At 62.6% G+C, this 19,625-nt stretch carries 17 protein-coding genes and 1 tRNA gene; 11 read left to right on the top strand and 7 right to left on the bottom strand.

The window, feature by feature from the left end:
- Positions 1-867, top strand: coding sequence for an alpha/beta hydrolase (locus LB564_RS06525; RefSeq protein WP_140706043.1), 867 nt, complete (start codon positions 1-3; stop codon positions 865-867).
- Between the two features lie 8 nt (positions 868-875).
- Here the strand turns inward: LB564_RS06525 and LB564_RS06520 are convergent, their stop codons facing one another.
- The 4 genes from LB564_RS06520 to LB564_RS06505 all read right to left on the bottom strand — a co-directional run bounded on the left by LB564_RS06520 (position 876) and on the right by LB564_RS06505 (position 4,290).
- Positions 876-1,310, bottom strand: coding sequence for a hypothetical protein (locus LB564_RS06520; RefSeq protein WP_140706041.1), 435 nt, complete (start codon positions 1,308-1,310; stop codon positions 876-878).
- A gap of 112 nt (positions 1,311-1,422) precedes the next feature.
- A complete protein-coding gene (gene pcaF / locus LB564_RS06515) occupies positions 1,423-2,628 on the bottom strand; it encodes a 3-oxoadipyl-CoA thiolase (RefSeq protein WP_224536685.1) in 1,206 nt (401 codons plus the stop codon).
- A gap of 1 nt (position 2,629) precedes the next feature.
- Positions 2,630-3,436 (bottom strand): CoA-transferase subunit beta, encoded by an 807-nt coding sequence (locus LB564_RS06510; protein WP_224535989.1) that lies wholly within the window; start codon positions 3,434-3,436, stop codon positions 2,630-2,632.
- Positions 3,433-4,290, bottom strand: coding sequence for a CoA transferase subunit A (locus tag LB564_RS06505; RefSeq protein ID WP_224535987.1), 858 nt, complete (start codon positions 4,288-4,290; stop codon positions 3,433-3,435). The genes LB564_RS06510 and LB564_RS06505 overlap by 4 nt, the downstream gene beginning before the upstream one ends.
- A gap of 120 nt (positions 4,291-4,410) precedes the next feature.
- Here LB564_RS06505 and LB564_RS06500 point away from each other — a divergent pair, with 120 nt between their 5' ends.
- The 3 genes from LB564_RS06500 to LB564_RS06490 all read left to right on the top strand — a co-directional run bounded on the left by LB564_RS06500 (position 4,411) and on the right by LB564_RS06490 (position 7,201).
- Positions 4,411-5,181, top strand: coding sequence for an IclR family transcriptional regulator C-terminal domain-containing protein (locus LB564_RS06500; RefSeq protein WP_224535985.1), 771 nt, complete (start codon positions 4,411-4,413; stop codon positions 5,179-5,181).
- A 207-nt stretch (positions 5,182-5,388) separates the two neighbouring features.
- A complete protein-coding gene (locus LB564_RS06495) occupies positions 5,389-5,610 on the top strand; it encodes a hypothetical protein (protein ID WP_140706034.1) in 222 nt (73 codons plus the stop codon).
- A 454-nt stretch (positions 5,611-6,064) separates the two neighbouring features.
- Positions 6,065-7,201 carry a tyrosine-type recombinase/integrase gene (locus LB564_RS06490; protein WP_224535984.1) on the top strand — a complete coding sequence of 379 codons (1,137 nt, stop codon included), beginning with the start codon at positions 6,065-6,067 and terminating at the stop codon, positions 7,199-7,201.
- A 56-nt stretch (positions 7,202-7,257) separates the two neighbouring features.
- On the opposite strand, the gene LB564_RS06485 is transcribed toward LB564_RS06490, so the two are convergent.
- Together LB564_RS06485 and LB564_RS06480 are read right to left on the bottom strand one after the other, a co-directional pair.
- Positions 7,258-7,333 (bottom strand) — tRNA-Phe (locus tag LB564_RS06485).
- Between the two features lie 172 nt (positions 7,334-7,505).
- On the bottom strand, positions 7,506-8,378 hold the full coding sequence (locus LB564_RS06480; protein ID WP_140706029.1) for a helix-turn-helix domain-containing protein: 873 nt from the start codon (positions 8,376-8,378) through the stop codon (positions 7,506-7,508).
- Positions 8,379-8,482: 104 nt separating this feature from the next.
- Here LB564_RS06480 and LB564_RS06475 point away from each other — a divergent pair, with 104 nt between their 5' ends.
- From LB564_RS06475 to LB564_RS06455, 5 genes are read left to right on the top strand one after another with little or no spacing between them, the layout of a single operon-like run.
- Positions 8,483-9,751: an ABC transporter substrate-binding protein gene (locus tag LB564_RS06475; protein WP_224535982.1), complete on the top strand. Its 1,269-nt coding sequence runs from the start codon at positions 8,483-8,485 to the stop codon at positions 9,749-9,751.
- A gap of 57 nt (positions 9,752-9,808) precedes the next feature.
- Complete coding sequence (locus LB564_RS06470; RefSeq protein WP_224535980.1) at positions 9,809-10,669, top strand: carbohydrate ABC transporter permease; 861 nt, start codon at positions 9,809-9,811, stop codon at positions 10,667-10,669.
- Positions 10,666-11,502 carry a carbohydrate ABC transporter permease gene (locus LB564_RS06465; protein WP_224535979.1) on the top strand — a complete coding sequence of 279 codons (837 nt, stop codon included), beginning with the start codon at positions 10,666-10,668 and terminating at the stop codon, positions 11,500-11,502. The genes LB564_RS06470 and LB564_RS06465 overlap by 4 nt, the downstream gene beginning before the upstream one ends.
- An 8-nt stretch (positions 11,503-11,510) precedes the next feature.
- Entirely contained in the window at positions 11,511-12,590 is a 1,080-nt protein-coding gene (locus LB564_RS06460) for an ABC transporter ATP-binding protein (RefSeq protein ID WP_224535976.1), read from the top strand.
- A 36-nt stretch (positions 12,591-12,626) separates the two neighbouring features.
- Positions 12,627-14,654, top strand: coding sequence for an aldo/keto reductase (locus LB564_RS06455; protein ID WP_224535974.1), 2,028 nt, complete (start codon positions 12,627-12,629; stop codon positions 14,652-14,654).
- Positions 14,655-14,676: 22 nt separating this feature from the next.
- Here LB564_RS06455 and LB564_RS06450 read toward each other — a convergent pair whose 3' ends face one another.
- Entirely contained in the window at positions 14,677-15,585 is a 909-nt protein-coding gene (locus LB564_RS06450) for an AraC family transcriptional regulator (protein WP_224535972.1), read from the bottom strand.
- Between the two features lie 213 nt (positions 15,586-15,798).
- Between LB564_RS06450 and LB564_RS06445 the strand changes: the two genes are divergently transcribed.
- Together LB564_RS06445 and LB564_RS06440 are read left to right on the top strand one after the other, a co-directional pair.
- Positions 15,799-17,265, top strand: coding sequence for an alpha-glucosidase/alpha-galactosidase (locus LB564_RS06445; protein WP_224535970.1), 1,467 nt, complete (start codon positions 15,799-15,801; stop codon positions 17,263-17,265).
- A gap of 146 nt (positions 17,266-17,411) precedes the next feature.
- Positions 17,412-19,493 (top strand): ABC transporter substrate-binding protein, encoded by a 2,082-nt coding sequence (locus LB564_RS06440; RefSeq protein WP_224535968.1) that lies wholly within the window; start codon positions 17,412-17,414, stop codon positions 19,491-19,493.
- The last annotated feature ends 132 nt before the right edge of the window (positions 19,494-19,625 follow it).

The raw sequence follows: 19,625 nt of genomic DNA, 5'->3' as shown, positions 1-19,625 counted from the left end.
ATGTCCAAGTCGACGCCCGCTTTGATCGCCGACACCACTGCTCACGATTTCGTTCCGGCCTATGGTGGCGCCCCCTGGCGGGTCTTCATCCATGTGCCCTCCGGCCCGGCGCCCGAGACCGGCTGGCCGGTGCTCTACATGACCGATGGCAATGCCGTCATCGCAACGGCGGTCGACGCCATGCGCGCGCAGGCCTTCTATCCCGCCGGCACCAATGTCGGCTGGGGCGTCATCGTCGCCATCGGCTATCCCGTCGAGGGCGCCTACGACCCGCTGCGCCGCTCCTGGGACCTGGGACCCCCACCGGGCCAGACCTACCCGCCCTTCTACGAAGGCACACCGGAAGTCAGGACCGGCGGGGCAGGGGAGTTCCTGGCCTTCATCGAGGATGAGCTGAAGCCTTGGGTCGCCAGCCGGGTCAGAATCGATACCAGCCGCCAGGCACTTTACGGTCACTCCTTCGGTGGCCTGTTCGCGCTCTACGCCCTGTTCACGCGCCCGCTTTCGTTCCGTACCTTCATCGCCGCCAGCCCGGCCATCTACTGGGAAGACCGCGCCATCGACCGCTTCCTGAAGCCATTCGAAATCGCCATACCAGAAGGATTGGAGGCTGACGTGATCCTGTCGGCCGGCGAATACGAGACTGAAAAGCTGGCGCCGTTCCAGATCGGCGCGGAAGACGAGGAAAAGCGCCTGCAGCAGAAGAAACTGATCCGCACCGACGAATTCGCGCGGGCGATGGCGGAACGCCTCGACGCGCTGCCGGGCCTGCGGGCGAGTTTCGAGCTGCACGCCGGCGAGAACCACATGTCGATCCTGCCGGTGACCGTCAATCGCGCGGTGCAGGCGGCGTTCGCGGTGCGGTAAATTTCTGTTCAGCGCGCCGGCAGCAGTTCGAACAGCTTGGCGCCGTTTTCCTGGCCGCGCTCGTCATAGCCGATAATGCCGAACCATCGGGCGACGTCGGGCCCCTGCAGCCAGCTGCGCGAGTGGATGGGCAGGTTCCCGGCAAGCGCCTGGATATGCCTGATGTGCCGCTTGCAGAAGCGCACGGTCGAGCCGCGGAAGAAATCCTCCTGCGCGGCAAACAGCGTATCGGCCGCGTCGCTGTTCTCATGCCAGGCAATGATCGCCACGGCCTTGTCGCCCTCGACCAGTGCGTGCGCCCGGCCTTCCTTCAGATTCATCATCAGATTGTCGTAGGCGATCTTGCTGTCCTTGCCTGCCGCCGCGTACTCGTCCGACATCCGTTTGGACAGGCCATGGAAGACATCCTCGAGATCCCCCAGCGTCGCTGCGCGTGCTCTCATTTCACCTCCTGCAGCCCCGGCAGGGAGTTTGCCCTAGGGTTGTGGGATCACCAAGCAAATTGAATCCGCAAGAAGGCGGATGAGAGCAAAGTCGTACCGCCCACTGAAGCGGTCAGACCCGCTCCAGCGCGATGGCGATGCCTTGGCCGACGCCGATGCACATGGTGGCCAGCGCATAGCGTCCGCCGCGTTCGCGCAGCTCCAGTGCCGCCGTGCCGGAGATGCGGGCGCCGGACATGCCTAGGGGATGGCCGAGCGCGATGGCGCCGCCATTCGGGTTGACGTGCTCGGCATCCTCGGCGATGCCAAGCTGGCGCAGCACGGCGATGCCTTGCGAAGCGAAGGCTTCATTGAGCTCGATGACGTCGAATTGTTGCGGCGTCAGGCCAAGCCGCGCGCATAGCTTTTGCGCTGCCGGCGCCGGACCGATGCCCATGATGCGCGGCGCGACACCGGCGGCCGCGCCGCCGAGGATGCGGGCGATCGGCGTCAGCCCGTATGTCTTCACGGCCGCCTCCGAGGCAACGATCAGCGCCGCCGCGCCGTCATTGACCCCGGAAGCATTGCCGGCCGTCACCGTGCCGCCTTGCCGGAACGGCGTCGGCAATTTGCCGAGCGTCTCGACCGTGGTACCGGCGCGGGGATGCTCGTCCTTCGAGACGACGACTGCGTCGCCCTTGCGCTGCGGGATCGTCACCGGGGTGATCTCCTTCGCCAGCCGGCCATTGGCCTGTGCCGCGACCGCCTTGTCCTGGCTGCGTGCGGCGAAAGCATCCTGGTCCGCGCGGGAAACTGCGAAGTCTTCCGCCACGTTCTCGCCGGTCTCGGGCATGGAATCGACGCCGTACTGCTTCTTCATCAGCGGGTTGACGAAGCGCCAGCCGATGGTGGTGTCATAGATCTCCGCATTGCGGGAAAAAGCAGCGTCGGCCTTGGGCATGACGAAGGGCGCCCGGCTCATCGATTCGACGCCGCCCGCGATCATCAGCTCCGCTTCGCCGGCCTTGATCGCGCGCGCGGCGATGGTCAGCGCGTCCATGCCCGAGCCGCACAGCCGGTTGACGGTCGAACCCGGTATCTCCTTCGGCAGCCCGGCGAGCAGCAGCGCCATGCGCGCCACGTTGCGGTTGTCCTCGCCGGCCTGGTTGGCGCAACCATAGACGACGTCGTCGACCGCCTGCCAATCGATGCCGGCATTGCGCTCGACCAATGCCCTTAGCGGTATCGCACCAAGATCGTCCGATCGTACCTGGGATAGCGAACCGCCGAAGCGGCCGATCGGCGTGCGGATGTAGTCGCAGATATAGGCCTCGGCCATGTCAGGCTGCTTTCCCTTTTCCGGTCCCTTCATGCGCCGCCTTGGTGCGGGCCTGCAGGTCGCGCAATGTCTTCAGTTCGAGTTCGCTTGGCGCCGGCGTTTCGTCAAGCGCCTCGGCGAACCTGACCGTCCAGCCACAGCTCTCCTGCACCTGTTGACGGGTGACGCCGGGATGCAGCGAGACGACAATGAATTCCTTGGTCAGCGGATCCGGCTTCCAGATGGCGAGATCGGTGATGAGAAGCGTCGGGCCTGATGTATCGATGCCCAGCCGCTTGCGATGATCGCCGCCCTCGCCATGGCCGAAGGAGGTGAAGAAATCGATCTTCTCGACCATGCCACGCTTCGACTGCGCCATGGTGATGTAGATCTCCTTCGACGAGGTCGCGATCTCCGGTGCGCCGCCGCCGCCGGGCAGCCTGGTCCTGGGATGGAAATAGCCGCCGATCACGGTGGTGTTGATGTTGCCGAACTTGTCGAGCTGGGCGGCACCCAAAAAGCCAATGGAAATGCGGCCGCCCTGTAGCCAGTAGCGGAACATCTCCGGCACCGCGACGGTGGTGACCGCCGTCTCGCACAATTCGCCATCGCCGATCGACAGCGGCAGCACATCGGGCGCGGTACCGATCGTGCCGCTTTCGTAGATCAAGGTGATGTCGGGCGCGTGCGTCAGCCGGGCCACGTTGCAGGCGGCCGATGGCGCGCCGATGCCGACGAAGCAGACATCGTCGTTTTTCAACGCGCGGCTGGCGGCGATGGTCATCATCTCGTTGGGGGTGAAGCCCAAGGGGCCATCATTGTCGCTCATGCCGCTCTCCTCAGATGCTCGATCCGGGCGGCGAAATCATCGGCGCTCTTCTCGATCACATTTGCCTGCATCCAGGCCTGGAATTTCTCGCGGTCGCCGGCGATCTCGTCCCATTCGAGATAGGCGGCATTGTCCCTGACATAGTAGCCATGCGCGTAGGATGGATGCGAACCGCCCGGCACGACCGAGATCGCCGCGATGGTCCAGCGCGGCAGCACGGTCAGGTTCGGGTGCAGATCGTCGAAACTGTCGACCACTTCCTCGACCGTCACCACCGCGCGTTTGGCGGCGAGCACCGCTTCCTTCTGGATGCCGATGATGCCTTCGACCAGCACATTGCCTTTTCTGTCGGCCTTCTGCGCATGGATGAAGGTGACGTCAGGCCGGATCGAAGGCACGGCCGCGAGCACCTCGCCGGTGAACGGGCAAGTGACTGACTTGATGTTCGGATTGACCTCGACCAGCCCGGCGCCGCGATAGCCGCGAAACACCGCGCAAGGCAGCCCGGCCGCGCCTGCCTCATAGGCATTGGCCATGCCGGCGTGACTGTGCTCCTCGATTTCGATCCGCCGGGGGAAACCGTTCTCGATGGCATCACGGGCGCGCCGCAGCAAGCCGACGCCGGGATTGCCGACATAGGAGAAAACAATCTTTTTCGCCATGCCCATGCCGATCATCTGATCGTAGATCAGGTCGGGCGTCATGCGGATCAGGGTCAGGTCGCGAAACCCCTGGCGGATCGCCTCATGCGCGGCGGCTGTGGGGATCAGATGGGTGAAACCTTCGAAGGCCACCGTGTCGCCGTCATGCAAATTCTCCGCGACAGCCTCTTTCAGGGGCAGGAACTTGACCATTCCAATGGCTCCGCATCTGCAAAAAAGTTCGTATTGCGAACATGTGTTTTATATGCGATACTTTTACGTCGAGCTCTGCCGCCGAGTCAATCCGGTGGCATTGGATTTCCGGAGGCGGCATTGGACGACGAGACCGTTTCGCGTGACCATGTCGGATCGCTCGAGCGTGGGCTTGGCGTGATGGAGATTCTGGCCCGGCATCCCACCGGCATGACCCTGACGGAGATGGCCGAGGAAGCCGGCCTGACCCGCGCCGGCGCGCGGCGCTTCCTGCTGACCTTGGTCGCCACCGGCTACGCGACCCAGTCCGGTCGTGTATTTTCCTTGTCGCCGCGCCTGCTGACTGTCGCCCGCACCTGGCTGGGAGGCGCCTCGCTGTGGACCTTCGCGACGCCCATAATGCGTGCCGTGGCGGCGCAGTTGAACGAGGCTTGTTCGGCGGCGATCCTGTCGGGCGAGGATGTCGTCTATGTCGCCCGCATTCCCGGCCGCCGTATCGTCAGCATCTCGCTTGATGTCGGCACCAGGCTGCCCGCCTATTGCACCTCGATGGGAAGAATGCTGCTGGCAGGACTGACATCAGGGGAATTGGAAGCATTTCTTGGCAAGGCGACGATCGAACGGCGGACGCCGAAGACGATTGTTGAGAGGTCGTTGCTCGCGAAGGCCATTGCCAAGGCCAAGACGGACGGGTTCGCCATCGTCGACGAGGAACTGGAGCTTGGACTGCGCTCGATCGCCGTACCGATCAACGACCGCGCCGGCCACATCGTCGCGGCCATCAATGTCTCGACCCAGTCGGCGCGCTTTTCGGTCGAGGCGATGGAACGCGACATCCTGCCGGTGCTTCGAATGGCCAAGGGGCGGGTGGAGGAGTTCTTCGTCGTCTGAGGCCCGGGATTTCCGGAACACTCTCGGAAAAGATCACACGCGCAAGCGTAGAGGCTTCGGCGAAGGGGAGTGGCGGGAGGGAAATGGTGCCCAGAGGCGAGGCACAGAAAATAGGCAGATTCAATGCCTTGCGGCGCGGCTGGACAGTTTCGCTTCCCACGCAATCATTGATCTTTTCGCAAAAGTGTCCAGCAGCTATCATGGCGCATGTCTGACCAGGTTCCGAGCCAGAAGAGACCGAAGCTCATCGTCGTCGTCGCTTTCGATCGTGGCAATGATGGCGAGCTATTCCCTGCATTCGGCCCGGCCGATCAGCAGAGCGAGGAGCGCGCAATCCGCATTGCCAAAGATCTGGCAGGGAAGCACGTCGGCGTGCCTACGTTTGAAACGACCTCTTGGCCGTCGTCGTCCGTGATGATGGTTGCATAGCGAGTTGACATAGAAGTCTCCTTGTGGGGGCTCAGATGGAACATCGTTGCTGTCATCAAGTTTGGGCCTGAATTGCCTTGATTCAGAAAGTGAACCCGATGACAGACAATCTATCGCGCCGAGAGGAACAGAAGGGAACAGGCCGGGTCCTCAAGTGGGGAGTGGTCTTGGCCGGGGCCATTTTACTATGCCTGCTGGCAATTTTTGTGCTTACGCCCCTGTCAGGGGGCTCATGGCGGACAGCGCCGTTCAAGCGCGCTCCTGAGCAAAACCAGGGTGGGAATGCGCCAGCGGAAACCTCGCCGTCGCCGGGCGTCCACAAAGATCCCAATGGATATGCCAAAATGCCAGGTTCGCAGTAGCCCTCGAAGCCGCGACCCTCACGCAGCTCGATCCCCACGAAGTCAACAAAAAACCCGCCTGATTTGGCGGGTTCCCGGCGCAACACACCACTATGACGGCGCGCGGCTTGAACAGGCTGCAAGCTTCAGCCTACATCGTTGAGGATCGGACGGATGGCATCCTCCGGTTCTATTTCCGCCGCGGCAAAGCAAAGAAGATCCCGCTACCCGGCGTCCCCGGCACCGACGAATTCAACACAGTCTATTATCAGGCCCTGAAAGGCGAGATCAAAATTGGCGCTACAGGTCCAAAGCTTGCCGGCAAGGGAACTCTGCGTTGGCTGTGCGAGCAATACTATGCGTCGGCCGAGTTCAAGCACCTCGACCCGAAGACGCGCCAGGTTCGCCGGCTCATTCTCGAATCCTGCTGGGCTGAGCCGACCAAGCCGGGCGGAACGAAGCTCTTCGAGGATATGCCCCTGCCAGCCTTTACGGCGAAGTCGGTGCGCGTGCTGCGCGACCGCAAGGCCGACCTGAAGGAAGCAGCCAACGGCCGCGTCAAGGCGCTGCGCCAGGTCTTCAAATGGGCATGCCTTCCCGAGATCGACCTTGTCACCGTCAACCCGGCCCGAGATATCGCCTATTTCAAAACAGGGTCGGAAGGCTTCCACTCCTGGACCATCGAAGAGGTCGAGCAGTTCGAGAAACGGCATCCGGTCGGCACCAAGGCCCGCCTTGCCCTCGACCTGCTGCTCTACACCCTTCAGCGCCGAAGCGATGTGGTGCTGTTCGGCAAGCAGCACGTGCGCAAGGGCGTTCTCCACTTCACCCAGTACAAGGGTCGAAACAAAAAACCGATCACGTTGGAAATCCCGATCCACCCCAGGCTGCAGTTCACCATCGACAACAGTCCCTGCGGGGATCTGACGTTTCTGGTGACCGAGTTCGGCCGTGGCTTCACTGGCAACGGCTTCGGCAACTGGTTTCGGAAGCGGTGCGACGAAGCCAACTTGCCGCAATGCAGCGCCCATGGCCTACGGAAGGCAGCATCAAGCCGCATGGCCGATCGCGGCGCCACCGAGCATCAGATCATGTCGATGACGGGGCATCAGACCTCAAAAGAGGTGACGCGCTACACCAAGGCAGCGCGCCAAAAGGTCATTGCCAAGAGCGCGGTCGGACTGCTTGCCGATAGGGAAGGTGCGGAGGAAACCGAGAACAAAAGTGTCCAGAAAAACGGAGTGGTGTAAATCGGCTGGACAAAACGGGGCAAAAAACCGTGCAAATCAGACGGCAAGGAAAGTGATGGTGCCCAGAGGCGGATTCGAACCACCGACACGCGGATTTTCAGTCCGCTGCTCTACCAACTGAGCTATCTGGGCCTGTTCCGGCTAACGAAAACTCGTGCTCCGGATTTCATGGCAGCGCCGTGGGCGCCCCTTGAAAGCGCGTGGGTTATAGCATGGGAATCCGGCCTGTCCAGCGCCTAGATGTGGATTTCCGGCAGGAAAAGAAATGCCGTGCGATCCGCTGCTTTCCGCGCCGCGGTCCGGCCTATCTGGCGCTTGCCAGCCCCTTGCGGAAATCGGAAGGCGTCATGCCGGCGAGCTTGCGGAAGGATTTGTTGAAGGCGCTGAGCGAGCCGAAGCCAGAGTCCATGGCGACGCGCAGCACATTGGCGTCCTGGTGCATCAACAGTGCCTGCGCATAGCTCAGCCGCAACAGGTTGACATATTCGTTGAGCGTCATGCCGGTCGATTTCTTGAACAGGCTCATGGCGTATTTGGGGTGGATGTCGGCGGCCGCCGCTATGTTCACGCAATCGATGTCGTAGAGGAAATTCTCGGCGATGAAATCGCACATGCGACCGACATTGCGCGACGATTGCTGGTCGAACGGGTTGCCCGCTTCCTGTCCGGCCGGGTTTTCCGGCACCAACCTGTAAGGTTCGAACCGCACCCGCTCCAGCCGCAGCAGCAGCTCGTTGACGGCGTGCTCGGTCCTTGCCGCATCGCCCGAGCGGGCATAGCGGTTCCAGCGCGCAAAATTGTCGTTGTCGGATTGGTCGGTGGCGCTGGTCACCAGCGTTGCCCCGGTCATCAGCCGGTGGCGTATGTCGGCTGGCAGATGCAACCGGAAGAAATGCACCAGCGGCAGGTGCGCGCCGGCATAGATGGCGTCGTCGCTGAGATCGTCCATCTGATGCGGCAGGCCGCCCCAGAAAAAGCACATCTCCCCGGCCGAAAGCGAAATCTCATGCTCGTTCATGCGGTAGTGCACACTGCCGCGCACGATGAAATTCACCTCGACCTGGGCATGCCAATGTGGCTTGAGCATCACCAGCGGCGCGGTGTGAAACATCTGCAAGAGCAGCGGCAGCCCTTCCACGCTGCTGGCGCCTGGCTGGTAAAACGGCCGTTCCGGCATCTTACTTTCCGCCAATTCCGTATTCCCTTTGTCGGCGACAAGCCTTCCGCGCCGCCTAGTCTAGCCGGGCTCGCAGAGAGAGCAAATGAAATGGGAGGATTTCAATGCGCATCACACTGACATGCGCCGCGCTCGCGCTTGCCCTGGGCTCAGCCCCGGCCTTTGCGCAGTCCGGCGAAATCACCATCTGGAGCTGGAATGTCGCCGCTTCGTCGCTGAAGGCGACGGTTGCCGGCTTCAACAAGGCCCATCCCGATATCAAGGTCACGGTCCAGGATCTCGGCAATCAGCCGACCTACGACAAGTCGATCGCCGGCTGTGCCGCCGGCGGCGTCGGACTGCCCGACATCGTGACCATCGAGAACGGCGAGGCCGAGAATTACTGGAGCCAGTTCCCAGACTGCTTTGTCGACCTGCACACGCTGGGCTACAGCGCCGAGGACCAGAAGAAATTCCCCGATTTCAAACGCACCGAACTCGAGGTCGGCGACAAGGCCTATGCCATGCCGTGGGATTCCGGCCCGGTCGCCGCCTTCTATCGCCGCGACTTCTATGAGAAGGCCGGCGTCGATCCGGCATCGATCAAGACCTGGGACGATTTCATCGCCGCCGGCAAGAAGATCCAGGCCGCCAATCCGGGTGTCTCGATGACCAACGCCGATTTCAACGGCGACAGTGAATTCTTCCGCATGATCGCCAACGAACAGGGCTGCGCCTATTTCGCGGAGGACGGCCAGTCGATCACGGTCAACCAGCCCAAATGCGTCGACGCCATGACCAAGCTCAAGGAGATGAAGGACGCCGGCATCGTCACGTCCGCCGACTGGGGCACCAAGATCACCAACAACACCGCCGGAACCGTCGCCACCCAGGTCTATGGCGGCTGGTATGAAGGCACCATTCGCACCGAATCGGCGGGCGAGAACGGCAAATGGGGCGTCTATCTGATGCCGAGCCTGACCGCGGACGGCCCGCGCGCCGCCAATCTTGGCGGCTCCTCGCTCGCCATCACCTCGGCGTCGAAGAACAAGGAAGCTGCCTACGAGTATTTGAAATACACGCTCGGCACCAATGAAGGCCAGATCACCATGCTGAAGGAGTTCGGCCTCGTCCCCTCGCTGGTCTCGGCGCTGAACGACCCCTATGTCAGCCAGGGCTTGCCCTACTGGGGTGGCCAGGCGGTGTGGAAGGATATTCTCGGGACCTTGCCCAAGGTGGTTCCGAGCCGGGGCACGCAGTTCCAGAGCGATGCCGAGATCATCGTCCGCGCGGTGCAGACCAAATATCTCGCCGGCGGCTATCCCGACGCCAAGGCGGCACTCGACGATGCCGCCAGCCAGATCGCCTCGGCGACCGGGCTGCCGGTCAAGTAAAGCGCCGTCTTGCCTTCTCCCACAAAGGGAGAAGGAAAAGCGAAAGGAGGAGAAAAGATGCGCAACCGCAATGCCACGGCCTATCGCTTTCTCACGCCCTATCTCTTGATCTTCGCCATCTTCTGGGTATGGCCGATCATCTCCTCGTTCATGATCTCCTTCCAGGCGACGCGCACCGTCCCCTGGCGCTTCGCGCCAGGCTTCAATTGGGGGCGGCTGATCGGCGATCCTGCCTTCTTCAACGCGCTGAAGAACACGCTGCTCATCCTGGTCATCCAGGTTCCGGTGATGATCGCGCTGGCCATGGTGATGGCGGTGCTGCTGAATTCGCCGCTGCTCAAGGCCCGCGGCCTCTACCGCTTCGCCTTCTTCGCCCCGGTGGTGGTCGGTGAGGTCGCCTATTCGGCGGTGTTCCGGCTGATGTTCAGCCTCGATTTCGGCATCGTCAACAAGCTCCTGAACAGCATTGGCCTGCCCAAGATCGACTGGTTCTCGAATGTCACGCCGGCCATGGCGCTGATCATGATCGCGGTCACCTGGCGCTGGGCCGGTTACAACGCCATCATCCTGCTCGCCGGCATGCAATCCATCCCAGAGGATGTCTATGAGGCGGCGACGCTCGACCGGGTGAGCAAGCTCAAGCAGTTCTTCTACATCACGCTGCCGCTGCTGAAGCCGGTCATCGTCTTCTGCGCCGTGCTATCGATCATCGGCACCATGCAATTGTTCACCGAGCCGTTCCTGATCACCGAACGCGGCGGGCCGGGCGGCGGCACCGAGACGCTCGGCCTGCTGCTTTACCGCCAGGGTTTCCGCTCGCTCAACTTCGGCTATGCCTCGGCCGTCGCCTACACCATGGCGGGGCTGGCGATCGCCATCACGCTGGTGCAGCTGTGGCTGACGAGGGAACCGAAATGAGCTCGCTCGCATCGGCAAGACTGAAACGCAGCATCGCGTTGCATCTTTTCCTGACGCCGCTGGCGCTGATCTGGCTGTTTCCGCTGTGGATGATGGTGGTGTTCTCCACCATGCCCGACAATGGCATCTTCAGCCCCGGCATCGAGCTGTTGCCGCACGGCAATTTCATCGACAATTTCAACAATCTGCAGCGCGACACCGACTTCGTCGGCGCCATCGTCATCTCGGTCTGCGTGGCCGTGACCTACACCTTCCTGTCGGTGATGCTGACCTCGATGGCGGGCTGGGCGCTGGCGCGCTACCAGTTCGTCGGCAAAGGCGTGGTCGTCGCCATCATCCTCGGCACCATCACGCTGCCCTATGCGGTGGTGCTGATCCCGCAATTCATCATGGTGGCGCGCGACTTCAAGCTCGCCAACACCTGGGTGGCGCTGATCGTGCCGCCGCTGTTCAATTCGCTTGGCGTGCTGTTCATGCGCCAGAGTTTTTCGATGATGCCCGACGACCTGTTCGACGCCGCCCGCGTCGAGGGCGTCAAGGAGTGGCGCATCTTCGTCTTCATCGCCCTGCCGCTGGCGCGGCCGATGCTGGCCGCGCTCTGCATCATCCTGTTCCTCGCCTCCTGGAACAACTATCTGTGGCCGCTTTTGATCAACAGCCAGCCCGGTTCGATGACAGCACCCGTGGCGCTCGGCACGCTGATCGGCCTCACCAAGGTGTCGTGGGGCGGCATCATGGCGGGCGCGGTGATGCTGACGGTGCCGATGCTCATCGTTTTCGTGCTCCTGCAGCGTCATTTCATCGCCGGCATTGCCGCCGGCGCGGTCAAGTAAGAGGCAGCATGGCAAACGTCACGCTCACCAATGTCGCCAAGCGTTTCGGCGCCTTCGAGGTTGTCCACGGCGCCAACATCGACATCAGGGACGGGGAATTCGTCGTCTTCGTCGGCCCGTCAGGCTGCGGCAAGTCCACGCTACTGCGGATGATCGCCGGGCTCGAGGACATCAGCGGCGGCGAGATCGCCATCGGCGGCAAGGTGGTCAACGATGTCGAGCCGGCCGATCGCGGCATCGCCATGGTCTTCCAGTCCTACGCGCTCTATCCGCATATGAGCGTCGAACAGAACCTCTCCTTCGGACTGCGCATGACCGGCAATCCCAAGGCCGATACCGACCGGCGGGTGAAGCGGGCGGCCGAGATCCTGCGCATCAGCGAATTGATGGAGCGGCGGCCGAAAAAACTCTCCGGCGGCCAGCGCCAGCGTGTCGCCATCGGCCGCGCCATCGTGCGCGAGCCGCAAGTGTTCCTGTTCGACGAGCCGCTCTCCAATCTCGACGCCGAACTGCGCGTGCAGATGCGGGTCGAGATCTCGCGGCTGCACAAGGAACTCGGCACCACCATGATCTATGTCACGCACGACCAGACCGAGGCGATGACGCTCGCCGACCGGATCGTCGTGCTGCGCGCCGGGCATGTCGAGCAGATTGGCCGGCCGCTCGATCTCTATGACAATCCCGACAATATTTTCGTGGCCGGCTTTGTCGGTTCGCCGAAGATGAACTTCATCAAGGCCCACATTGTCGGGCGCGATGCAAAAGGGGTTCTGGTCGAGCTGGCGGGCGAGGAGAAAACCCGCATTGTGCAACCATTGGCAGGGCCCGCACCCGAAACCGGCAGCAAAGTCATCGTCGGCGTGCGGCCCGAGCATTTCGGCGGCGCCGGTGAAGGCGATGCCGATCTTACCGTCGCCATCGACGTCGTCGAGCATTTGGGCGGCACGAGCTTCCTTTATGCCAGGACGGCCCATGGCGAGGACGTGGTGATCCAGCGCGACGCGGCAAGGGTCCCCGAGACATCGGAGGTCACCGTTTCCATCCGCAAATCCTATTTGTTCGACGAAAAGGGGCTGCGGCTGCGCTGACCGGCCGCCCCTTTCCAAGCCCGCAAGGAGAATGACATGACTGTATCAACGCCCATTCGCTGGGGCATCCTCGGGCCGGGAGACATCGCCAGGGCCTTTGCCGGCGGCGTCGCCGGTTCGCGCACCGGGAAATTGGTCGCCATCGGAGCGCGCAATCCCGGCAAGCCGGGCCTTTCGGAAAAATTTCCCGGCGCCCGTATCATCGACGGCTACGACGCGCTGCTTGCCGATCCGGAGATCGACGCGGTCTACATTTCCATCCCTCATCCCGGCCACGCGCAATGGGCGATCAGGGCGGCGGAAGCCGGGAAGCATGTGCTGTGCGAAAAGCCGCTGGCGCTGACCGCCTTCGAGGCCGACGCCATGATGCATGCCGCGCGCAAGGCCGGCACCTTTCTTGGCGAAGCCTTCATGTACCGGCTGCACCCGCAGACGTTGAAGCTGGTGGACCTGATCAAGTCCGGCGTCATCGGCGAGGTCAGGATGATCAAGTCGAGCTTCGGCTTCGCCATGCCCGATTTCATGCCGGCGCACCGGCTCTACGCCAATGACCTCGCCGGCGGCGGCATCCTCGATGTCGGCGGCTATCCCGTCTCGATGGTGCGGCTGATCGCGGGTGCCGCCGTCGGCGAGCCGTTCGCCGAACCGGACAAGGTGGCCGGCCTTGCTCATCTTGGCCAATCCGGCGTCGACGAATGGGCGTCCGCTGTCTTGCATTTTCCGGGTGGCATCGTCGCCGAGGTCTCCTGCAGCATCTCGCTCAACCAGGACAATGTCCTGCGTATCTTCGGCACGAAGGGGCGTATCGAGGTGCCGGACTTCTGGTTCGCCGGCGGCGACCGCAATGTCGGCCTCGGCCGGATCGATGTGATCGGCGCCGATGGCACACAAAAGACCATCAGCGTCAACGAAAAGCGCCATGTCTATTCCTTCGAGGTCGATGCCGCCGGCGATGCGATCCGCGCCGGGCGCCAGGAATTCGCCTGGCCGGGCATGGCCTGGGCCGACAGCCTCGGCACCTTGCGCGTGCTCGACAGATGGCGCGCCGCCGTGGGGCTGGAGTATGAGATCGAGAAGGCTTCCGAGCGCACCAGTACCATCTCAGGCCGGCCGTTGCGCTCTGACGGCACCGCGATCGGCAAGCGCGCCATTCCCGGCCTGGCAAAACCGGCATCGGTGGTGGCACTGGGCTTCGAGGATTTCCGCACCTTCTCCTCCGGGTCGATCCTGCTCGACGCCTTTTTCGAGGCCGGCGGCAACCTGTTCGACACCGGCTATGTCTATGGCGGCGGCTACACCGAGATGCTCCTCGGCCAGTGGCTGAGGAGCCGTGGCGTGCGCGAGCAGTCGGTTGTTATCGCCAAGGGCGCGCATACGCCGCTCTGCTATCCCGACGTTATCGCCAAGCAGCTAGCCCAGTCGCTCGACCGCCTGCAGACCGACCATGTCGATATCTATTTCATGCATCGCGACAATCTGGACGTGCCGATCGGAGAGTTCGTCGACGCCATGGATCGTGAGGTGAAGGCCGGCCGCATCCGCGGACCGTTCGGCGGCTCGAACTGGACGATGCAGCGCATGGACGAGGCGATTGCCTATGCCGAGCGCACCGGCAAGCAGAAGCCCGGCGCGCTTTCCAACAATTTCTCGCTGGCCGAAATGCTGGAGCCGATCTGGGCCGGCTGCATCACCTCCTCCACCGATGACTGGAAGGCCTGGCTGACATCCAGGCAGATGCCGAATTTCGCCTGGTCTAGCCAGGGGCGCGGCTTCTTCACCGACCGCGCCGGGCGCGACAGGCTGGACAGCGAGGAACTGGTGCGGGTCTGGTACTCCGAGCGCAATTTCGGTCGCCGTGACCGGGCGATCGAACTCGCCGCCAGGCTGCGCAAGAGCCCGATCCATATCGCGCTGGCCTATGTGCTCAACCAGCCCTTCCCATCGGTGCCGTTGATCGGGCCGCGCACACTGGGCGAACTGGATGACAGCCTGCGGGCGCTCGACATCGCGCTTTCGCCAACCGAACTCGATTGGCTGGACGGCGGCACTCTGCACGCGGCCTGATGGAACAAGGCTCGAAGCGGCGTCAGGTCTCGTCGTCCGACACCTTGGCGCCGCCCCTGGCCGGCGTTCGCAAGCTGGCATACATGCCGGTGGTGCGGAACTGGCTGGGCGTCGTGCCGTAGAGGCGGCGAAAGACCTTGGAAAAATAATTCGCATCCTCGAAGCCGCACAGGATGGCCACTTCCTTCACCGGCAGAAAGTCCGCTTTCGTCAAAAGCTTTGCCGCCCGTTGCAGCCTTTGCTGCAGCACGAACTCGGCGGGCGGCAGGCCTTCGCTCTCGGCGAAGCAGCGCGAGAAATGAGCCCGGCTCAGCCCGCTGATCTGGACGAGGTCCGCCACCGGCAGTGCTTTGTCGAGATTGGCGTTGATGTGATCGATGACCGGCTGCATGGCGCTCTGTTTTTCGGCAAAGGCGTGCGAGCCGAACACATCGTCATAGAGCGCCATGGCGGCCTCATAGGCGATCGCCGACGCGGCTCCCGGCGAAACGGCTCCCTTGATGAGGCGAAGGCTGCAATCGGCGAGATGATCGATCGTCGCCGGCTGCAGCCGAAAGACCGGTCCCGACACGTCGAGGATCGATTTGTGGACGCGCAACGCCTCCTCGCCGTTCATCGAGATCCAGAAATATTCCCAGCGCTCGTCCCTGGCCAGCCAGTAGCGGTGGTTGTGCGGCACCAGCACCAGCAGCGTGTCGTTCTTCTGCAGGCGGTAATCGCGGTTCTCGTAGCGCAGCCGGCCGGTGCCGCTGATCGTATGTTGGAGCACGGTGAACGGCGTCTGGCCGCGCTTTCGCCCGTCCCAGTCATAGGTCACGTCCTCGCGCAGCTCATAGCCCGTGCTCGTCGGCATGGCATGCAGGCGCTGGCGACCGCGCGGCAGCGAGATCGTCCGCATCGACTGTCCGTTGGCGATCAAATCACGCAGCACAAAATTACCCCTGAAAGCATAATCCTTCTCTGGCCGCGCCCGCGAATAAGCGCATAATCCCGCCTCGAAGAACGCGAATAACCCGCGATCGAGGAGCGGGCGGGAGGAAGGAAAGCCGGATTCCGGCTTGAATGGCATGCACGCCAAGGCGTGTGGCCGTTTTCCTCCCTTGCTGCTCCTTGCCTAGCATTCGATTGGATCGAGGTGAAGGTGATGAGTTTCAAAATCGCTATTATCGGCGCCGGCAGCGTCGGTTTCACCAAGAAGCTGTTCACCGACATTCTCTGCGTGCCCGAATTCAAGGACATTGAATTCGCGCTGACCGACGTCAGCGAGCACAATCTGGGAATGATCAAGGCGATCCTCGACAGGATCGTCGAGGCGAACGGATTGCCGACCAGGGTGACCGCGACGACCGACCGCCGCAAGGCGCTCGAAGGCGCGCGCTATATCATCAGCTGCGTGCGGGTCGGCGGCCTCGAAGCCTATGCCGATGACATCCGCATTCCCTTGAAATACGGCATCGACCAATGCGTCGGCGACACGATCTGCGCCGGCGGCATCCTCTACGGCCAGCGCAACATTCCGGTGATCCTCGACTTCTGCAAGGATATTCGCGAGGTCGCCGACACCAACGCCAAATTCCTCAATTATGCCAACCCGATGGCAATGAACACCTGGGCGGCGATCGAATACGGCAAGGTCGACACGGTCGGCCTCTGCCATGGCGTCCAGCACGGCGCCGAGCAGATCGCCGCGGTGCTGGGCGCGAAATCGCCGCGGGAACTCGACTATGTCTGTTCCGGCATCAACCACCAGACCTGGTTCATCGATTTGCGGCTCAACGGCCGCAAGATCGGCAAGGATGAGCTGATTGCCGCCTTCGAGGCGCATCCGGTCTATTCCCGGCAGGAAAAGTTGCGCATCGATGTGCTCAAGCGTTTCGGCGTCTATTCGACCGAAAGCAACGGCCATCTCTCCGAATATCTGCCCTGGTACCGCAAGCGGCCCGACGAGATCACGCGCTGGATCGACATGTCCGACTGGATCCATGGCGAGACCGGCGGCTACCTCCGCTATTCCACCGAAACCCGTAACTGGTTCGAGACGGAATATCCGCAATTCCTCGAAGCGGCCTCGAAGCCGATCGATCCGCAAAAGCGCTCCAACGAGCATGCCAGCCATATATTGGAAGCGCTGGAGACCAACCGTATCTATCGTGGCCACTTCAATGTGAAGAACGACGGCGTGATCACCAATCTGCCGCGCGACGCCATCATCGAGTCGCCCGGCTTCGTCGACCGCTTCGGCATCAACATGGCCGCCGGCATCACGTTGCCGGAAGCCTGTGCCGCCACCTGCATGGCCTCGATCAACGTCCAGCGCATGTCGGTCCATGCAGCCATATCCGGCGACATCGATCTTCTGAAGCTTGCCGTGCTGCATGACCCCCTGGTCGGCGCCGTGTCGACGCCCGAGGAGGTCTGGCAGATGGTCGACGAAATGGTCGTGGCCCAGGCGCAATGGCTGCCGCAATACGCCCATGCGGTTCCGGCGGCCAAGGAGCGGCTGTCGAAATCCGCGGTCAAGACCCGCGAATGGGCGGGTGCGGCGCGGCGAAGCGTGCGCTCGATCGAGGAATTGCGCGCCGAAAAGGCCGCGCTGAAACAGGCCGTCTGAAACCGGGGCGGCGGCGGATCCAGGGAGGCGGGTCCACCGCGGTCAGCCGTCCGTGCAATTCCAGGAGAATGTAAAGCCCTCCGGAATTGCGCCGAGGCATGGGCAAGACGAGCAGCAGCAGACGTCTGAACACGAGGGAGGAGACCATGATGAACCTACGCAGCATTGGCATTGCCGCTGGACTGGCGCTGAGCGTCTCCGTTCCGGCACTCAACGCTCTCGCTTCTGAGCCGACCGTCCCGCCGGTGCCGGCGACGTTTCCGGCCGAAGGCAAGATCAAATACGTGGCGCGCGACTCCATCGTGGAGTTCAAGGCGCTGCCCGAGTATCACGAGCCGGACTGGGTGACGGAAAAATACGTCAAGCCCGGCAAGCTACCGCCGGTGAAGGACCGGCTGCCGAAGGAGCCGCTGGTCTTCAAGACCGCCAACATGCCGGACGGCGTCGGCGTCTATGGCGATACGATGCGCCATGTCATCGGTGGCCGGCCGGAAGGCTGGAACTATGGCGCCGGTCAGACGCAGGGGTGGGGCGGCATCGATATCGCCCTTTCCGAATGCCTGACGCGTACCGCGCCGCTGTTCCAGGTCGAGGCCAAGGACACCGAGCCGTTGCCGAACCTTGCCAAGAGCTGGGACTGGTCGGCGGACGGCCACAAGCTGACCATGCACCTGATCGAAGGCGCCAAATGGTCGGACGGCGTGGCCTTCAACGCCGACGACGTCATGTTCTACTGGGACGATGAGGTTGTCGATCCCAACGTCTCGCCGCTCAACGGCGCAACGCCGGAAACCTTCGGCGTCGGCACGACGCTGAAGAAGATCGACGACTACACCGTCGAGTGGACCTTCAAGGACGCCTTCCCGAAACAGTACCTCTACGCGATGGCCTACGGCACCTTCTGCCCCGGTCCCGCGCACATCTTGAAGCCGCAGCATCCGAAATATTCGAAGAACACCTACGAGCAGTTCAAGAACGCCTTCCCGCCGGAATATATGAACATGCCGGTCATGGGCGCCTGGGTCCCGGTCGAATACCGGCCGGACGACATCATCGTCATGCGCCGCAATCCCTATTATTGGAAGGTCGACGAGAAGGGCAATCAGCTGCCCTACCTCAACGAAGTCCAATACAAGCTGTCGACCTGGGCCGATCGCGATGTCCAGGCGGTGGCTGGCTCGGGCGACTTCTCCAATCTCGAGCAGCCGGAAAACTTCGTCGCCTCGCTGAAGCGCGCCGCGGAGGCGAACGCTCCGGCGCGCCTTGCCTTCGGCCCGCGCCTCATCGGCTATAATCTGCGCATGAATTTCTCGGCCAATGGCTGGGGCAATCCGGACGAGCGCGGCCAGGCTATCCGCGAGCTGAACCGCAACGAGGATTTCCGCAAAGGCGTCACCATGGCGCTCGATCGCAAGGCGCTGGGCGATGCGCTGGTCAAGGGACCGTTCACGGCCATCTATCCCGGCGGCTTCTCCTCCGGCACCAGCTTCTACGACCGCACCTCGACCGTTTACTATCCCTTCGACCTCGAGGGCGCCAAGGCTGAACTCGCCAAGGCTGGCCTCAAGGACACCGACGGCGACGGTTTCGTGAACTTCCCGGCCGGCACCGCCGGCGGCAAGAATGTCGAGATCGTGATGCTGGTCAACAACGACTACACCACCGACAAGAGCCTCGCCGAAGGGGTTGTCGCCCAGATGGAAAAACTCGGGCTGCGGGTCGTCATCAACGGGGTCAACGGCACCCAGCGCGACTCTACCCAATATGCCGGCCGCTTCGACTGGCTGATCCGGCGCAACGAGACCGAACTGACCTCCGTTGTGCAGAACACCGAGCAGCTTGCTCCGGTCGGCCCGAAGACCAGTTGGAACCATCGGGCGCCGGAAAGCGGCCAGGTTGACCTGATGCCTTTCGAGAAGGACCTCGTCGATATCGTCAACAAGTTCGTCACCTCCGACGATAATGATCAGCGCGCTGCCTTGATGAAGCAGTTCCAGAAGATCTCGACGGAGCACGTCTACAATGTCGGCCTGACGGAATATCCCGGCGCCTTGATCGTCAACAAGCGCTTCTCCAACATCCCACAGGGCACGCCGATCTTCATGTTCAACTGGGCCGAGGATTCGATCATCCGGGAAAGGGTCTTCGTCGCGGCGGACAAGCAGGCGAAATATGAATTGTTCCCGCAAGAGCTTCCCGGCAAGCCTGGAGACAAGGGTCCGATGTAAGTTCAAGGGCCCAATGCAAGTTTACCTCCCCTGACTGAGAGACCCGGCCGCGGCCCGGGGGGGGGCCGGGGCCGGGGCAAACCAACCCACCGAGCGCACCCAAGGGAGCGCCCGGCGAGATGAGGAAGCGGA

Origin of the sequence: Mesorhizobium sp. ES1-6 (genome assembly GCF_020164775.1) — a bacterium.
Lineage (GTDB): Bacteria > Pseudomonadota > Alphaproteobacteria > Rhizobiales > Rhizobiaceae > Mesorhizobium.
The sequence above is the reverse complement of the archived record's forward strand: the minus strand, read 5'-3'. Positions and strand labels throughout refer to the sequence as shown.

Bases quoted from the DNA above. Each gene is read 5' to 3' on its own strand.
- LB564_RS06525 (WP_140706043.1), top strand. From the start codon at position 1: ATGTCCAAGTCGACGCCCGCTTTGATCGCCGACACCACTGCTCACGAT.
- LB564_RS06445 (WP_224535970.1), top strand. From the start codon at position 15,799: ATGAGTTTCAAAATCGCTATTATCGGCGCCGGCAGCGTCGGTTTCACC.
- LB564_RS06470 (WP_224535980.1), top strand. From the start codon at position 9,809: ATGCGCAACCGCAATGCCACGGCCTATCGCTTTCTCACGCCCTATCTC.
- pcaF (WP_224536685.1), bottom strand. From the start codon at position 2,628: ATGGCCGAGGCCTATATCTGCGACTACATCCGCACGCCGATCGGCCGC.
- LB564_RS06440 (WP_224535968.1), top strand. From the start codon at position 17,412: ATGATGAACCTACGCAGCATTGGCATTGCCGCTGGACTGGCGCTGAGC.
- LB564_RS06480 (WP_140706029.1), bottom strand. From the start codon at position 8,378: ATGCCGGAACGGCCGTTTTACCAGCCAGGCGCCAGCAGCGTGGAAGGG.
- LB564_RS06465 (WP_224535979.1), top strand. From the start codon at position 10,666: ATGAGCTCGCTCGCATCGGCAAGACTGAAACGCAGCATCGCGTTGCAT.
- LB564_RS06490 (WP_224535984.1), top strand. From the start codon at position 6,065: ATGACGGCGCGCGGCTTGAACAGGCTGCAAGCTTCAGCCTACATCGTT.
- LB564_RS06455 (WP_224535974.1), top strand. From the start codon at position 12,627: ATGACTGTATCAACGCCCATTCGCTGGGGCATCCTCGGGCCGGGAGAC.
- LB564_RS06495 (WP_140706034.1), top strand. From the start codon at position 5,389: ATGTCTGACCAGGTTCCGAGCCAGAAGAGACCGAAGCTCATCGTCGTC.
- LB564_RS06520 (WP_140706041.1), bottom strand. From the start codon at position 1,310: ATGAGAGCACGCGCAGCGACGCTGGGGGATCTCGAGGATGTCTTCCAT.
- LB564_RS06505 (WP_224535987.1), bottom strand. From the start codon at position 4,290: ATGGTCAAGTTCCTGCCCCTGAAAGAGGCTGTCGCGGAGAATTTGCAT.
- LB564_RS06510 (WP_224535989.1), bottom strand. From the start codon at position 3,436: ATGAGCGACAATGATGGCCCCTTGGGCTTCACCCCCAACGAGATGATG.
- LB564_RS06475 (WP_224535982.1), top strand. From the start codon at position 8,483: ATGCGCATCACACTGACATGCGCCGCGCTCGCGCTTGCCCTGGGCTCA.
- LB564_RS06460 (WP_224535976.1), top strand. From the start codon at position 11,511: ATGGCAAACGTCACGCTCACCAATGTCGCCAAGCGTTTCGGCGCCTTC.